Source organism: Streptomyces sp. NPDC103540, from assembly GCF_055584445.1.
In genome coordinates this window covers 294,963-309,462 of sequence record NZ_JBVJMA010000008.1, presented here as the reverse complement: position 1 = coordinate 309,462, position 14,500 = coordinate 294,963, and the positions used below count along the sequence as shown (strand labels likewise).

The window sequence follows — 14,500 nt, the reverse complement described above, 5'->3', positions numbered from 1 at the left end:
CGCCGGCGGCCGATGACCTCGCGGGGCGGTGTTTCGTACGGCCGAACCCGCGGAGGCGGCACTACCGGCTCCCGTGCGGCTCCGCCGGGCCGGCGGGGCAACCTCCCGGACGGACCCCGCACCGGCCTCCCCGACGAGGGTCCTGCGCTCGTGGTGTCCCGGTACGGGCGCGCTCGCGGGTCGGGCCGCGCGTTCAGTAGCCGACCGTGAAGTGGCGCTCCCCGCCCGGGTTCTCCAGCTCGTCGACGGCGGCGATGGCGAGGTCCTCCGCCGAGATGCGGGAGGAGCCGTCCGGGGCCACGACGAGCGTGGTGGCGCCGCGCCGGTATCCGCCGGTCCGGGGCCCGGGTTCGAACAGAGCGGGCGGGCTCAGGTAGACCCAGTCCGCGGTGTGGGCGCGGCAGACCTCCAGCTGGGCGAGGCTGGCGGAGGCGATGTCCCGCCAGGCCGGAGGAACGTACCGGGGGTCGTCGATCACGAGGCCGCCGGACGGGCTGTCGAGGGGGCCGGCGCCGCCGATGAGCAGGGCCCGGGTTCCGGCCGCCGCGGCGGCGTCGAGGAGGGCTCCGGTGGTGCCGGCGGCGTCGGATTCCGAGCCGGGGGCGGGGCGGGTGGCGCCGACGACCGCGTCGGCGCCACCGAACAGGCCGGTCATCCGGGCGACATCGGTGGCGTCGCCGTGGACGGCCGTCACACCGGGCGGCAGGTCGTCCGGCTGTGAGCCGCGGAAGACGGCGGTGACCTCGTGTCCTCGGCTCACGGCTTCGGTGATGATGCGGGAGCCTGCCATGCCGGCGGCTCCGACGACGGTGATCTTCATCAGGTGTTCCGTTCCTTGGTGGGGCGAGAGGTGTGGCAACGGGTGGGAATCAGGGGGCGGGGGCCGGGGCGGGGGCCGCGGCGCGGGCGGACTTCGGGGCGATCTGGGCAGCGGCGATCGCGGCGAGGGAGAGGGCGAAGCCGACCATCTGGACCGGGCCGAGCGACTGGCCGAGCAGGACCACGCCCAGCAGCGCCGCCACCATCGGCGAGAGCAGGGTGAGGACGGCCACGGAGGTGACCCGCAGGGTGGTGACGCCGCGGAACCACACGATGTAGGCGAACAGGCCACCGACCAGGCCGAGCCACAGGTAGCCGAGCCCGGCGCGGGCGTCGACAGCGGGCGGCGCGCCCTCGAACAGGAACGTCAACGGCACCAGGAACAGGCCGCCGGCGGTGAGCTGCCAGCCCGCGAACGCCGTGGGGCCGACGCCGTCCGGGCGGCCCCAGTGCTTCGTGAGCGTCACGCCGAGCGCCATCGCTCCTGCGCCGCCGAGGCCGGCCAGGATGCCGACCGTGTCCAGTCCCGCGTCCGGGCCGATGACCACGAGCCCGACGCCCATGACTCCGGCGAGGCCCCAGCCGAAGCTCCGTATCGACGGTGTCTGGTGAAGCACCGTCACCGCCAGGACCGCCACGATCAGGGGCTGCGCCGCACCCAGGGTGGCGGCCACCCCGCCGGGCAGCCGCTCGGCCGCGACGAAGAGCAGCGGGAAGAGCAGGCCGATGTTGAGCACGCCGAGCACCGCCGCCTTCCACCACCACGCTCCGCGGGGGAGCGTACGGGTGACGGCCAGCGCGATCAGGCCCGCCGGCAGAGCGCGAGCGAGCCCGGCGAACAGCGGGTGGCCCTGCGGCAGGAGCTCGGTGGTGACCACGTAGGTCGTTCCCCACACGACGGGCGCGAGCGCCGTCAAAGCGGTGCCGCCGAGGCCGGCCGGGAGCGGTGATGCCGCCTGGATCTTCATGGATCCCAGCATCGGCGTCCGAGATCGATGAGTCCAACACATGTTTGTCACTTGATCCATCGTGATCCACGATGGATCCATGGAGCTCCAGCAGATGCGATACGTCGTCGCCGTCGCCGAGACGAACAGCTTCACGCGGGCCGCCGAGCGGTGCCTCGTGGTGCAGTCCGCGCTCAGTCATCAGATCGCCCGTCTGGAAAAGGAGTTAGGGGCCCGACTCTTCGAACGCACCAGCCGCCGGGTGCGGTTGACCCCGGCCGGGGAGGCCTTCCTCCCGGCGGCCCGGCAGTGCCTGCACGCCGCCGAGCGCGCCGCGGCCGAGGTCGCCTCGGCCGTCGGCGAGGTCCGGGGACGGCTCGCCGTCGGTGTGATCCCCACCGTCGCGGCCGTCGACATCCCGGCGGCCCTGCACTCCTTCCACCAGCGTTACCCGCATGTCCGCATCGGCTTGCGGGTCGCCGCCAGCGAGCAGATCGTGGAGCAGGTCAAGGAGGGCACGCTCGACCTCGGGTTCCTCGGGCTGCCCGTGACGGCCCGGCCGGAAGGGGTCGGCAGCAGGGCGCTGGCCCACGACCGTCTGGTCGCGGTGGTGGCTCCGGGTCACGCGCTGGCCGGGGAGAGCGAGGTCGACATCGCCCGGCTGTCCACCGAGGTGTTCGTGGACCTCCCGGCGGGAACGGCCGGACGCATCCAGTCCGACCAGGCCTTCGCGGCGGCCGGCGTGCGGCGCGAGGTCGCCTTCGAGGTGACCACCATCGACCTGATGATGACGCGGCTGATCCACCAGAGCCTGTGCGTCGCCCTGCTGCCCTCGAACTACACGAGGCATCTGGCGGGCGTGGTCACGGTGCCGGTGCGGGACGCTCCGGCACGGATCGAGCACCTCGTCTGGAACCGCTCCGCCCGTACCCCGGCGGCGACGGCCTTCCTCGCGGAGCTGGGCGTCTCGATCGACGGCGAGCCCGGCTGAGGGGCCCCGCCGAGCAGGACGGCTCCGACGGTGTCGGCCGGCGCGTCGGTCGCCGACGGTGTCGGTCGGCCGGCGCGTCGACCGGGGCCCGGTCGGCACGGTCTGCCGATCGGGTCCCGGACCGACGGCGCGGGACGTCGGGCGCTACCGGCCCGAGACCGTCACGGGCGGTTGGGGGAACCGTTCGCCGAGGACGGCGACGCGGGCGCCGTCGCCTCGTCGTAGGCCTTCCAGATCAGCGGCGGCAAGGCGCTGCCCCGATCGGAGTCGGGGCCGCCCACACCCTGCATGGGCAGGAGCCGGGGGACGTCCGGCTTCGTGCGGAACATCGCGACCGAAGTGCTCAGTTCCTGGGTCGCGCCGACGTACCACGCCGAGTTCATCCGGTCGTGCGGACCGGTCCTGCCCGCCCGGGCCAGGGGCTGGTTCGGCCCGCCCCGTGGCCGTCCCACGGTGTTCACGCTCACCTGGCGGAGCGCCTCGCCGACCGTCGCGGCAGCCTCGGGGCTCATGGCCCGTCGGGGTTTGGGCCGGCTCAAGCCCTCCACCGCGGCTCCGTTCCGCTCGACCTTCGTGACCGAGTAGGGATCGGTGGCCCGGCCCTGGTTGACGAACGTCGTGTAGGCGCCGGCCAGCCGGACGGCGCTGGGGGTGGACGTACCGATGGAGAAGGTCGGTTCCAGCTTGGCCATGCTCTCCTCGCGCAGTCCCGACGCGACCGCGAGGTCCTTGACCTTCTTCAGCCCGATCTTCTTGCCGATCTCCACGAACGGCGTGTGGCCCGATTCCACGAGGGCCGCGTGAAGGCCCGTGGACGCCGTCGACGATCCCCCCGGCCCGGTGATCCGGGGGGCCGGTTCGGCGCCCTCGGCGGGGCGCTGCCCGCCTTCGCGATCCTGCTCCGCGGCGGCGGCGTACACGAAGGGTTTGAACGCCGAAGCCGCCGGCACGCCCGAGGTGTCCGCGTTGTTGGTGAAGTACTCGACCGCGTCGGAGCCTCCGTAGACCGCGACGATCGCTCCGTCCTTGGGGCGTATCGACGCGGCGCCGACCTGTACGTGCTCGTCCTCGGCGCGCTGCCTGGGGTCCAGCCGGTCCGCGCGCACCCGCTCGACGGCCTTGGTCAGCGCGAGCACCTTGTCCTTCTCGAAGGTGGTGTGGACGCTGTAGCCCCCGGCCGCCAGGTCCTTGTCGGTGATCCCGCCGCGGCTCTTGAGGTACTTGTTGGCGATGTCGACGAGGTAGCCGGTCTGTCCGGCCTGGCTGGTCGGCTTGACGGGGGGCTTCGGCTCGGGGAAGTCCGTGTACTTCGCGCGTTCCTCGGCGCTCATCGAACCCGTGTGGACCTGTCGGTCCAGGATCCAGCTCCAGCGGTCCTCGGCGCGCCGGTGGTTGGCGTCGCTCAGGGCGGGGTCGAAGCTCTCCGCTCCCTTGAGGACCGCGGCCAGCAGGGCGCCCTGGCTGGGGTTCAGGTCCTTGGCGGGGATGCCGTAGTACGCGTACGAGGCCGCCTGGACGCCGTACGCGTCGCGGCCGAACCAGGAGGTGTTGAGGTACCCCTCGAGGATCTCCGCCTTGGGCCTCTGGTTGCTGACCTTCAGGGAGAGGAACAGTTCCTTGACCTTCCGCTCGACGGTCTGGTCCTGGCTCAGATAGGTGTTCTTCACGTACTGCTGGGTGATCGTCGAGCCGCCCTGGGTCTCCTTGCCCTTGAAGATGTTGACGGCGGCGCGGCCGATGCCCGTCACGGAGACGCCCGAGTCACTGTAGAAGTCCGCGTTCTCCGCCGCGATGACGGCGCTCTGGACGGCACGGGGCACCTGGGAGAGCTTCACGTCCTGGCGGTTCACGTCGCCGACGCTCACCATCCGGCTGCCGTCCGCCCAGTAGTAGACGGTGCCCTGCCGGCTCGCGGAGTCATGGGGGTCCGGGATCTCGACCTGAACGTAGACGGCGGTGAAGAGTCCGGTGAGGGCGCAGGCGAAGAGCAGGAACAGGCCGCAGGCCAGTTTCCACGAGGGCGTCCAGCGCCGCAGGCCCCGCCGGCCGCGTCTGGGGAAGTCGATGAGGGGGCGACGGGCCCTGCGCGTGGTTCGCCTACGTCTTCCGGCCCGGCCACGGGGGCGGCGTCCGTGCTGCGGGCCTCCCGTCCCGTCCGGGCTTGCGGGAACGTCCGTGGTGTCCGTACCACCGGCGGGGACTGCGCGGACCGCGCGGCGTTTTCGGGGCCTCATGGGGGATGCGGACCTCCTCGATCGCGACCCGCCACCTCGGGGGTGGTGACGGATTCGGCCAGGAAGATGATCAAATCGCGCCCACGGTTGGTCCGATCATGAAATCTTCACGCACGCCATGGGACGACCGCGATCACCGCCGGTACGACGGAGAGACCCGGCCGTCGCGATGCGCGCCCGGTACCGCGTACCGACCGTGGCCGGGGTGGCCGTGGCGGCGACCCCGGTTCCTGCGGGCGCCCGGGGGTCACGACGACAGCAGCGACCAGTTGTGGTCGTCGGTGGGCCCGTCGACGCAGGGGTACAGCTGTAGCCGCGCGTCGTTGCCCGCGTTGAGCCCCGCGACGTCCAGACACAGGCCGCTGGCCTCGTTCACGACCCAGGCGCGTCCGCCGGGCAGGGGCTGCTCGTAGAAGCGCTGGTTGTCCGCGGCGCTCGGCACGCAACTCCACATTTGCAGGGGGTCGTTGACCCCCGGCTTGCCCACGCCGACGGGATCGAGGCACATGTTCGTGACCTTGGCGCTGCGGAGGGTGAATATCTGCCATCCCGACGGGGTTCTCCCCCGGAAGTCGACGAAGAAGAGCTGGTTGTCGGTGGTCGAGGTGTCGCAGGTGTACTGGTTGACCGGGGTGCCGTTCACGGCCCCGCCAAGTCCGGGAATGTCCACGCACTTGCCCGTGCGGTCGTTGCGGATGAAGAGCGGGCCCACGCTCCCCTCGGTACGCCCCTGCCCGGCGGCGGGCGGAGCCGGCGGAGCCGCGGCGGGTGGGGTGGTGTCCGGGGTGGAGGCCTTCTCGGAAGGGGCCGGGTCGGGGGTCGTGGAGGCCGAAGAGGTAGGGGACACCGAGGTCGTGGGTCCGGTGGCGGAGGGGTCGGGCGCCGGTGGAGGGGACGTGTGCGCGCCCGGGTCCGCCGGTGCGGTGATCTGCCGGTCATCCGGAAGATCACCGGGTGCGGCCGTGTCGGACGAGGTTTTGGCGCGGTCGCTCTGGTTGGCGATGACGAGTACGGCGACCAGTGCCGCGAGCGCCGCCCACTGCGCCGGTACCCTCCAGCGGCCCCACCGTCGCGCCGGCCGCCGGTACGCCTTCGCCGGCCCGAGCCCCTCCGTGGGGGTCGCGGTCCCGGCTTCGGCACGGGGGCCGGAGGACGGCGGAGGTTCGGCCGCCGCCTCTGCGGGGGACAGCGGCGCGGCGGCCGGGGCCGAAGGCGGCGGGCCCGCGGGGGCGGAATCGTCACTGCGCGGGCCGGAACCCTCAACCGGCGGCCCCTCGACGGGGGCCGGCACGGTCGGTGCCGGCACGGTCGGTGCCGGCACGGGGTCGGCGGTCGGCGCGGGGTCGGCGGTCGGGGCGGGGGTGGAGGTCGGGGCGGGGGTGGAGGTCGCGTCCGGGCCGGGTACGGAGGGCTGCGGGTCCGGCTCCGCCGAGCTCTCGGCCGGGGGCCCGACGACGGCCGGCGCCGCGGCGGAGTCCACGGGCTCGGCCGGGTGTGCGGCGGGTGTCGGCGATCCGGAGACCGCGGGCGTCCGGGAGGCGGCGGGCACGGCTGCGGTGGCCGCCGTGGCGGAAGCCGTGGCGGAAGCCGTGGTGGCCGCCGTGGTGGCAGCCGTGGTGGCCGCCGTGTGGAGGAGGCGCGCGTCGCGCAGCTTGTCGGCTCGTGTGCGGCCGTCGCGCGCGTAGCGGTCTTCGACGATCTTGTTCAGACGCGGTAACGGAATGATCTTCAGGCCGGAGCGGTACTCGCTCCACACGCTCGGGCTCAGGCTGTACCGCTCCGCCAGCTGCCGACCCGTCCAGTCCGCGGTCAGTTCCCGCAGGAAGGTCGCGAGCGCGTTCGCCTCGGCCGTGCGGCCCTTCAACGGGCCGGGCATACGCCCTGATCGATTCATTTCTCCCCCTCCACAGCCCGGCACGTCTGCCGGAAGTTCGCCCAACTTCGCGAACGTTCGCGGTTCTTCGCCGTCCATACCTCTGTGACCTGCGCGAACGCACGAACACCCCAGCGAACAATCAGATCAGGTTCCAGCGTGGTGTTCCACCGCTTCCGCCAACCAGCCGGCGGAACCACCACAGCGAAGGGGACCACCGTGCAGCGACCGTTCCTCCGGCGTCCCAAGGCCCTCGCGGCCTTGGCGGGACTGGCGATGGCCGTCGGCCTGACCGTCATCCCCGCACAGGCCCAGAGCACGCCGCGCTACGAGCGCCCGATGACAACCGGAACCCTCGGCAAGGGCGCGGCGCCCGGGGGGCCGGTCACCCGGGAGCAGATCATCGCCCGGGCCCGGCACTGGGTGGAGCGGGCGGTCCCGTACAGCCAGACGCGCTGGTGGAAGGACGAGGCGACCGGTGGTTCCTACCGGCAGGACTGCTCCGGCTTCGTCTCCATGGCCTGGCAGCTGCGGGAGAGCCTGACCACCGCCTCCCTGCCCTCCGTCGCGAACCGCCTGCCCGGCTTCGACCAGCTGGAGCCCGGCGACGCCCTCGACAACCCGGCCGCCCACGCCGTGCTGTTCGGCGGCTGGACCGACAAGGCCAAGGGCGACTTCGTCTACTACAGCGAAAGCCGTCCCGGACGCCCCGCCCGCAAGGACACCGCCAACATCCACGACCACCGCATCGCCGGGCACCCCCGCGCCTCCTACATCCCCCTGCGCCTCAAGCAGCTCACCACCGCCCAGGCGCCCGCACCGATACCGGCCAAGCCCACCGCGTCCGCGCAGCCCGTCCCGACGGCCACCCGCGCGCCCTCCGCGTCGACCACGCCCCCGGCGAAGCCGAAGCCGAAGCCGAGCACCACGGAGGCACCGGGCCGGAAGCCGACGCCGAGTACCACCGCGACGCCGGGCCGGACGCCGAGCACGACCGCCCCGGCCGCGCCCGCGCCCTCCACCACGAAGCCACCGACCGGCGCCACGCCCGGCCCCGCCGTCACCGCCGCACAGCCGGCCGCCCCCGCTCCCCCGCCCGGCGACGGTTGCCAGTCCGGCCGCCAGGTCTCCTTCTGGGCCTGGATCTTCAGCTTCTGACCGGCCGTACGTCCCGCCCGCCCGCCCGCCCCACAGCACGCCATGCGCTCAACTCCGTCGACGTCCCGGAAAGGGATCACCATGCAGACCGTCACGCCACGAAGCGGCGGGCAGGCCGCGAATCGGGCCTCCGCCCTCTGGGGTCGGATCCACGGCGGCATCCGCCTGCTGTGCCTCCTCATGATCGGCGTCATCGCCCTCGGCGTCGCCGCCAACGCGGCTCCGGCCGGCCCGTCCAAGGCCTCGGCCCGCCAGAGGGCGACCTCCTCCCCCGACCACGTGGCCTCCCTGGTCGCGGCGGGCCGGGAGATGTACGCCCTGGCCCGGGACCGGTCGGGGGTGTACAAGGCCACCCGGCAGGACTCCTGGGTGAAGATCAAGGAAGACGGCCGGCAGATCCACGGCGGGCGCGCGGGGCTGTTCGCCGTACTGCCGGGCCGGGGCGACATCGCCCGCTACATCGAGGGCCCGGGCTCCTCGCGGGGCACGTGGGAGACCATCGGCGGGCCCGGGGCCGAGTTCGCCGTCACCGACGACGCCCTGTACGGGCTGTCCCCCGACCGGACCTCGCTGCACCGGTGGACCCGGGAAACAGGCTGGGTGACCGTGCCGCTGCCCGTCGCGGGCCGTGTCGAGCGCATCCACGGCGGGGGAGCCGGACTGTTCGCCGTACTGCCCGGCGGCAAGGAGGTCGCCCGCTACGCGGACGGCGCCTGGCGGACGGTCGGCGGCGCCGGAATCGAATTCGCCGTCACCGACACCGCGCTGTACCGGCTTTCGGCCGACCGGTCCGTCGCCGAGTGGACGCCCAAGGGCGGCTGGCAGAACATCGCCGACAGGATGGAGCACATCCACGGCGGTGGCGACGCTCCGCTGGCGATCGCCCCGGGGAGCGGCGACGTGCTCCGGTTCCAGACCGACACCCGGCAGTGGAGCGTGATCGGCGGGCCCGGCGCCGCCTTCGCCACCACCTCCGACGGGAGGGTCTACGGCATCAGGCCCGACGGTTCCGGAGTGGCGCGCCGCGGCCTGCTCGGCGACTGGTTCATGCTGCCCAAGCCGACCGACCCCGCCCCGGTTCTGCCGGACGCTCAGAAGGTCCGCCGGCTGAACGAACTCACGGAGCCGGGAGACAAGGCCACCGCCGCCTGGGTGTGGGCCCGGGGCAGTCACCTGGGGGGTGAACCCGACCCCTACGGCTTCCGCTGGGAGAACACCGAGTGCAACGTGATCGGTGACTCCCTGAGCAAGTTCGGCATCGACTTCAAGGGCGCCTGCGCACGCCACGACATCGGCTACCGCGGCTACCGCGACGCCCTGGGCGAAGAAGGCTTCCGCAAGGGCGTCCTGGGGGTCACCGAGGTCGGGACCGGCAACCCGAAGAACCGCGTCGACGCGGTCTTCCGGCAGGACCTGTACCGGGCGTGCGAGCACGGTCCCGAAAGGAACGGCCACGGGGGTCCCCCGAAGCCGCCCGGTTACGACTGGGCCTGCCGGCAAGCGGCCGACAAGGTCTGGCTCGCGGTAGCGGCCCTCGGCTGACGGACGGCTCCCCGAAGGGGCGGTGGTGCGGCGGACACCGGTCCGCCGCGCCCCCGCCGCCGTGCGTTCCGTGGCGTCGGCGTCGGGCGTCGGGCGTCGGGGGCAGCCGGAAGGCCCGTCAGGCGTCAGGCGGTCAGGCGGTCTTCCTGCGGTCGTACGCCATCGTCACGAGCGGTACCGCCAAGCCGGCCCAGAAGACGATCGTCGGCACTTCCCGATCGGTCCACGGGACCTGGGATATCACCAGTGCGCAGAGCATGGTCCACGCCGCCTGTCCCACCACGATCCGGGCCCAGGGGCCACGGCGCACCAGGGAACGGATGTTGAGCCGGACTCCGGCGCGCATCCGGCGGTAGCGCAGCAGCGCGCCGAAGCCCCAGATCGCGGCCATGATCACCAGAACCCACAGCCGGTTGCCCAGGGGTACGGGCAGTTCCCGCAGGATCGGGTCCTTGGCCGTGGCGAACAGGTCGATCGTCACTCCCGCGGCTGCCAGGCAGGCCAGCGCGAGCCAGCGCGTCCCCCGCAGCAGGCGGTACGTGGCGTGGTCGAGGCCGCTGTGGAGCATCGCGGACTGCGGCGCGCCCACCAGGCCCTCGGAGTACAGGTCCGCGGCCTGGGTGGCCGTGACCTCCGGGCCGCTGGCCATCGCCTCGGTGTACATGGCTTGTGCCGTCGTGTTGGACGGGTCGAGGCGCAGCCATTCGACCAAGGCCTGCTTCGCGACGTCCTGGCGCCCCGTGCGTACGGCGGTGAAGCACAGGGCCTGGTGGGCGTCGGGTTCGTTCGGAGCGAGGCGCACGGTCTCGCAGGCCGCCACGTAGGCCCGTTCGTGGTCGGCGGCCGGGGCGTTCGGGTAGGCGGCGAGCACCTCGGAGAGCGCGAAGTGCGTGGGCCACTTGTCGGGCGCCCTGCGGATGGCCTCCTCCGCCGCCTCCCGGGCCTCAGACCGCTTGCCCAGGCGCAGCATCACGCGGGACAGCAGGATGAGCGCGCCGACGTGGCCGGGCGTGATCCGGAGCATCTCGGTGCCCGCCCGCTCGGCGAGCTCGTACTCGTGGAGCCTTTCGTGGGCGACGGCGAGCAGCTGCCAGGCCCATTCGTCGTCCGGCTCCTCGGCGAGATACGGGGCCAGCAGGGCCTTGGACTCCTCGTACCGTCCTGCCGCCTGCAGCGCGCCGGCGCGCTGCACCGCCGGATCCATGCTCACAGCTTCCGCCTCTTCTTCAGGTACGTCACGAGGTCGTCGTACATGCCGCCCTCGTTGGCGAACATCGCCACGTTGCGTGCCGCCGCGAACCACGGTTCGGTCGACGGGACCACCGACTTCGCGGCGCCGAGCAGGTCCTTCGTCGTGATCATGCGGATCCGGCCGGTGCGTACCGAGTCGAGCAGGGCGCTCTCGGCGGCGGACTCGCACACGTGGGCGAGGTCCGCGCCCGAGAGGCCGTCGGTCGCCTTGACCAGGCGGCCGAGGTCGACCGCCTCGATGGGCCGTTCGCGCAGGTGGTAGCGGAGGATCGCCTCGCGGGCGGTGGCGTCGGGAGGCAGGACGAGAAGGGTGCGGTCGAGGCGTCCGGGGCGGCGCAGCGCGATGTCCACGTCCCAGGGGACGTTGGTGGCCGCGAGGACGAACACGCCCTCGTTCGCGGCGGAGTCGATGCCGTCGAGCTCGGTGAGGAGCTGGTTGACGGTGTTGCGCATGCCGCTGTGCTGTGTACGGCTGCGCTTGGCACCGAGCGCGTCCAGTTCGTCGAGGAAGACCACGCAGGGCGCCTGGCGGCGTGCGGTCTCGAAGACCTCGTGCATGTTGCGTTCGGAGTTGCCGATCCACATGTCGAGGACGTCGTTGACGGACACGGACAGGAAGTTCGCGCCGAGTTCGCCTGCGACCGCGCGGGCGATGAAGGTCTTGCCGCAGCCGGGCGGGCCGTAGAGGAGGAGTCCGCCGCGCAGGCTCTTGCCGTACAGCTTGCGCAGCTCGGGGTTGCGCATCGGGGCGAGGAACGCGGCTTCGAGGCGGTCCTTGACCTCCCGCATGCCGCCGACGTCCGCGAGCCGTACCGTGCCGGGAGCGGACACCTCCCAGGCGTCGGCGTTCCCGGGGTCGCCGTCGCCGCAGGCGCTGAGCGGGGGTTCGACGTAGCGGGGCTGGACGATGCCGTCGACCTCCTGCTCGGCCGCCCGCCAGTCGAACCCGGCCGGGCGGGGCGACTCGTCGGGCTCGGCCGGGCCGTCCACCGGCTCGACCGGCGCCGTCAAAGTGGTCGGCTCGACGGGTGCTGCGGGATCGGCGGTCGTGGGCGTGCTCCGCGGCACGGGCGCGGGGGCGGCCGGCGCGCCCATCGCCCGTACCATCAACTCCCGCGCCGCCCCGTCCCCCGGAGCGTGTTGCAGGGCGGCGGCCACCTCCGTCACCGCGGCGTCGTGCAGGCCCTCGGAAAGCAGCAGTTCCGCGAGGTGCAGCCGTAGCGGGACGTCTTCGGGGGCGGCGGCCACGGCTGCGCGCAGGCTCCGTATCAGCGGGGGTTCGGAAGGGGGTGACTCTTCGAGCATGATCCATGTTTACGCGGGACCACCGACAAGAGTCCAGGCGGGGTGGTGTGCGGTGGATCACCGGGAGGCCGGGGAGACGATGGGGAGGCCGTGATCGGCCGGCCGCGCAACCCCTACCGGGGCGCCGCGGGAGAACTCCGCTTCCGCGTCGGCTCCCGCCTCGCCGCCCCGCCCGTCGAAGACCGGCGAAGGACGCCGTGCCGCATTCCGATGTCCGGAGGCGGGGGGGCCGCTCCCCCGCGCCGGTCGCCGGTGGCCGCTCTCGTGGAACGCGGCGCGAGCCCGTGCCCGTTCCCGTCGGTACGGGAGCCGGCCGGCGGGGTGAGCGGTCGGTGGGCGGGGCGCCCGGTTCTGCGGGTGCCCCGCCCACCGGTCAGCGGGCGGCACCCGCGCAGGTCGGGTGGAGTCCGTCGGATGTCGGGCTGTGGTAGTGCCACCAGGCGTTCCCGTCCCGGACGGCGCCCCACAGGTGGGGGTGGCCGGGCTCCAGGGTGGTGTGGACGTGGGGGGTGTCCGTCGCGTCGCGGGCGGGCCACAGCCACACCGCCGATACGGCCGCGATCAGGCCGATCACTCCGAGGGCCACGACGGCGGCGAGCAGTCCGGCCGCCGCTCCCACCCAGCCCGCCAGGGGGTAGGTGAGCAGCCAGGCGGCGTGGGAGAGGGAGAACTGTGCGGCGAAGGCGGGGGTTCGCTCCTCCGGCGGGGCCGAGCGGCGGATGAGGCGTCCGGTGGGGGTGAGGACCGTGGAGCAGGCCGCGCCGAACGCCGCCCAGGCCGCGAGGAGTGCCGGCCAGCGCCAGCTCCCGCCGGGGGCGGAGGTGATCACGCCGACGGCGGCGAAGACCGGCGTCAGCGCCAGGCCGCCGCGCAGCATGACCGTGCGGTCCGCGGCCTTGTCGAGGAGGCGCGGGAGGAGGAGGGCGACCGACATGGAGCCGGCGCCGTACGCGCCGAGCGCGAAGGCCACGTCTCCCGTGGGGCGTTCGAGGTGGTCGCGGACGTAGACGACGGTGTTGACGGTGACCAGGGCACTGGCCGCGGCGACGGCCAGGTTCAGGCAGAGCAGGGCGCGCAGGCGCGGGACGCGGAGGAAGAGGCGGCTGCCGGCGGTGGCTTTCGCACGGGCCCCGCCGGTGCGTTCCGGTGTGGTGGTCGGGGTGGTCGGGGTGGTCGGGGTGGCCTTGGGGAGGACGGCGGAGACGACGAGGGCGGCGGAGGCCAGGAAGCCGCCCACGGTGCCGAGGAAGAGCCAGTCGTAAGTCATGAAGCTCAGCAGCGCCGCGGCCAGGGCCGGGCTGAAGAGGCTCTCCAGGTCGTAGGCGAGCCGGGACATCGACAACGCCCGCGTGTAGTCGCGTTCTTCGGGCAGGACGTCGGGGATGACGGCCTGGAAGGTCGGAGTGAAGGCCGCGGAGGCGGCCTGGAGGGCGAAGATCAGGACGTAGACCTGCCAGACCTGGTCGACGAACGGCAGCATCAGCGCCACCGCGGCGCGGGTCAGGTCGGAGGCCACCATCAGGGCCCGGCGCGGAATGCGGTGCGCGACGGCGCCGATCGCCGGGGCGATGGCGACGTAGGCCACCATCTTGATCGCCAGCGCGGTGCCGAGGACGGAGCCGGCGCGCGGGCCTGCGATGTCGTAGGCGAGCAGGCCCAGGGCCACGGTGGCCAGCCCGGTGCCGACCAGGGCGATCACCTGGGCGGTGAACAGGTGCCGGTAGGTGCGGTTGCGCAGCACGGGGAGCATGCGGGCGTCCTTCGGGCGGAGGGGCGGACCTCTCCACCCTATCTACATGTGCGCAGATGCGCACATGTAGATAGGGTGGAGGGGAAGCCGCAGGCGACCGACGCGCACGCCCGGCTTACCCTGTCCGCATGGGTGTGAGCGAATCGGTACCGGCCGCGACGGGCGCGCATCCGGGAGCCCCGGACGAGGCCCGTCTCGCCGAGGCGGCCTCGGTCTTCAGCCTGCTTTCCGACGCCACCCGACTGCACCTGCTGTGGCTGCTCACCACCGGCGAGTCCGACGTCGGCTCACTCGCGGAGCGGTGCTCCGCCTCCAGGACCGCCGTCAGCCAGCACCTGGCGAAGCTGCGGCTGGCCGGCCTGGTCGAGACCCGCCGGGAGGGCAGGTACGTGTTCTACCGGCTCGGGGACGGGCACCTGCGTCGCCTCGTCACCGAGGCCCTCAGCCACGCCGACCACCGCGTGAGCGGCGAGGCCCCGCACGACTGACCCCGGGGTGCGGAACCGGGCCGAGGAGCTTCCGGCGCGGGAGTCGGCGTCCGGCGCGGGCAGCCGGTGGGTGACTCCGGAGGGGAACGCGGCGGGCACCGGTCCGCCCCGCGCCGCGATCAGCCTGTGGATCCGTTCGGCG

11 protein-coding genes are annotated in these 14,500 nt (G+C 73.2%); 4 read left to right on the top strand and 7 right to left on the bottom strand.

Going from position 1 to position 14,500, the window contains the following annotated elements; translation table 11 throughout:
- Positions 1-193 precede the first annotated feature (193 nt).
- On the bottom strand, positions 194-820 hold the full coding sequence (locus ACZ6ZI_RS21450) for an NAD(P)-dependent oxidoreductase (protein ID WP_469523208.1): 627 nt from the start codon (positions 818-820) through the stop codon (positions 194-196).
- 49 nt (positions 821-869) lie between these two features.
- Positions 870-1,787, bottom strand: coding sequence for an EamA family transporter (locus ACZ6ZI_RS21445; protein ID WP_469523204.1), 918 nt, complete (start codon positions 1,785-1,787; stop codon positions 870-872).
- 79 nt (positions 1,788-1,866) lie between these two features.
- Here ACZ6ZI_RS21445 and ACZ6ZI_RS21440 point away from each other — a divergent pair, with 79 nt between their 5' ends.
- Positions 1,867-2,757: a LysR family transcriptional regulator gene (locus ACZ6ZI_RS21440; RefSeq protein WP_469523201.1), complete on the top strand. Its 891-nt coding sequence runs from the start codon at positions 1,867-1,869 to the stop codon at positions 2,755-2,757.
- A 161-nt stretch (positions 2,758-2,918) separates the two neighbouring features.
- On the opposite strand, the gene ACZ6ZI_RS21435 is transcribed toward ACZ6ZI_RS21440, so the two are convergent.
- Both ACZ6ZI_RS21435 and ACZ6ZI_RS21430 read right to left on the bottom strand, forming a co-directional pair.
- The gene (locus ACZ6ZI_RS21435) at positions 2,919-4,991 is read right to left on the bottom strand and encodes a transglycosylase domain-containing protein (protein ID WP_469523199.1); all 2,073 of its coding nucleotides are present in this window, start codon (positions 4,989-4,991) and stop codon (positions 2,919-2,921) included.
- Between the two features lie 247 nt (positions 4,992-5,238).
- Entirely contained in the window at positions 5,239-6,855 is a 1,617-nt protein-coding gene (locus tag ACZ6ZI_RS21430) for an RICIN domain-containing protein (protein WP_469523195.1), read from the bottom strand.
- A gap of 228 nt (positions 6,856-7,083) precedes the next feature.
- On the opposite strand from ACZ6ZI_RS21430, the gene ACZ6ZI_RS21425 reads away from it, so the two are divergent.
- Both ACZ6ZI_RS21425 and ACZ6ZI_RS21420 read left to right on the top strand, forming a co-directional pair.
- The gene (locus ACZ6ZI_RS21425; protein ID WP_469523192.1) at positions 7,084-8,022 is read left to right on the top strand and encodes an NlpC/P60 family protein; all 939 of its coding nucleotides are present in this window, start codon (positions 7,084-7,086) and stop codon (positions 8,020-8,022) included.
- Between the two features lie 81 nt (positions 8,023-8,103).
- Positions 8,104-9,564 carry a phospholipase A2 gene (locus tag ACZ6ZI_RS21420; RefSeq protein ID WP_469523190.1) on the top strand — a complete coding sequence of 487 codons (1,461 nt, stop codon included), beginning with the start codon at positions 8,104-8,106 and terminating at the stop codon, positions 9,562-9,564.
- Between the two features lie 133 nt (positions 9,565-9,697).
- Here ACZ6ZI_RS21420 and ACZ6ZI_RS21415 read toward each other — a convergent pair whose 3' ends face one another.
- The 3 genes from ACZ6ZI_RS21415 to ACZ6ZI_RS21405 form a co-directional block, all read right to left on the bottom strand.
- Positions 9,698-10,768, bottom strand: coding sequence for a hypothetical protein (locus ACZ6ZI_RS21415; protein ID WP_469523452.1), 1,071 nt, complete (start codon positions 10,766-10,768; stop codon positions 9,698-9,700).
- Positions 10,769-10,770: 2 nt separating this feature from the next.
- Positions 10,771-12,120 carry an ATP-binding protein gene (locus ACZ6ZI_RS21410; RefSeq protein WP_469523188.1) on the bottom strand — a complete coding sequence of 450 codons (1,350 nt, stop codon included), beginning with the start codon at positions 12,118-12,120 and terminating at the stop codon, positions 10,771-10,773.
- A 373-nt stretch (positions 12,121-12,493) separates the two neighbouring features.
- A complete protein-coding gene (locus ACZ6ZI_RS21405) occupies positions 12,494-13,870 on the bottom strand; it encodes an MFS transporter (RefSeq protein ID WP_469523185.1) in 1,377 nt (458 codons plus the stop codon).
- 128 nt (positions 13,871-13,998) lie between these two features.
- Here ACZ6ZI_RS21405 and ACZ6ZI_RS21400 point away from each other — a divergent pair, with 128 nt between their 5' ends.
- Positions 13,999-14,358: an ArsR/SmtB family transcription factor gene (locus ACZ6ZI_RS21400; protein ID WP_469523183.1), complete on the top strand. Its 360-nt coding sequence runs from the start codon at positions 13,999-14,001 to the stop codon at positions 14,356-14,358.
- Positions 14,359-14,500: the final 142 nt, after the last annotated feature.

Coding starts and splice junctions, on each gene's coding strand:
- ACZ6ZI_RS21410 (WP_469523188.1), bottom strand. CDS start 12,120: ATGCTCGAAGAGTCACCCCCTTCCGAACCCCCGCTGATACGGAGCCTG.
- ACZ6ZI_RS21400 (WP_469523183.1), top strand. CDS start 13,999: ATGGGTGTGAGCGAATCGGTACCGGCCGCGACGGGCGCGCATCCGGGA.
- ACZ6ZI_RS21420 (WP_469523190.1), top strand. CDS start 8,104: ATGCAGACCGTCACGCCACGAAGCGGCGGGCAGGCCGCGAATCGGGCC.
- ACZ6ZI_RS21405 (WP_469523185.1), bottom strand. CDS start 13,870: ATGCTCCCCGTGCTGCGCAACCGCACCTACCGGCACCTGTTCACCGCC.
- ACZ6ZI_RS21440 (WP_469523201.1), top strand. CDS start 1,867: ATGGAGCTCCAGCAGATGCGATACGTCGTCGCCGTCGCCGAGACGAAC.
- ACZ6ZI_RS21450 (WP_469523208.1), bottom strand. CDS start 820: ATGAAGATCACCGTCGTCGGAGCCGCCGGCATGGCAGGCTCCCGCATC.
- ACZ6ZI_RS21415 (WP_469523452.1), bottom strand. CDS start 10,768: ATGGATCCGGCGGTGCAGCGCGCCGGCGCGCTGCAGGCGGCAGGACGG.
- ACZ6ZI_RS21445 (WP_469523204.1), bottom strand. CDS start 1,787: ATGAAGATCCAGGCGGCATCACCGCTCCCGGCCGGCCTCGGCGGCACC.
- ACZ6ZI_RS21435 (WP_469523199.1), bottom strand. CDS start 4,991: ATGAGGCCCCGAAAACGCCGCGCGGTCCGCGCAGTCCCCGCCGGTGGT.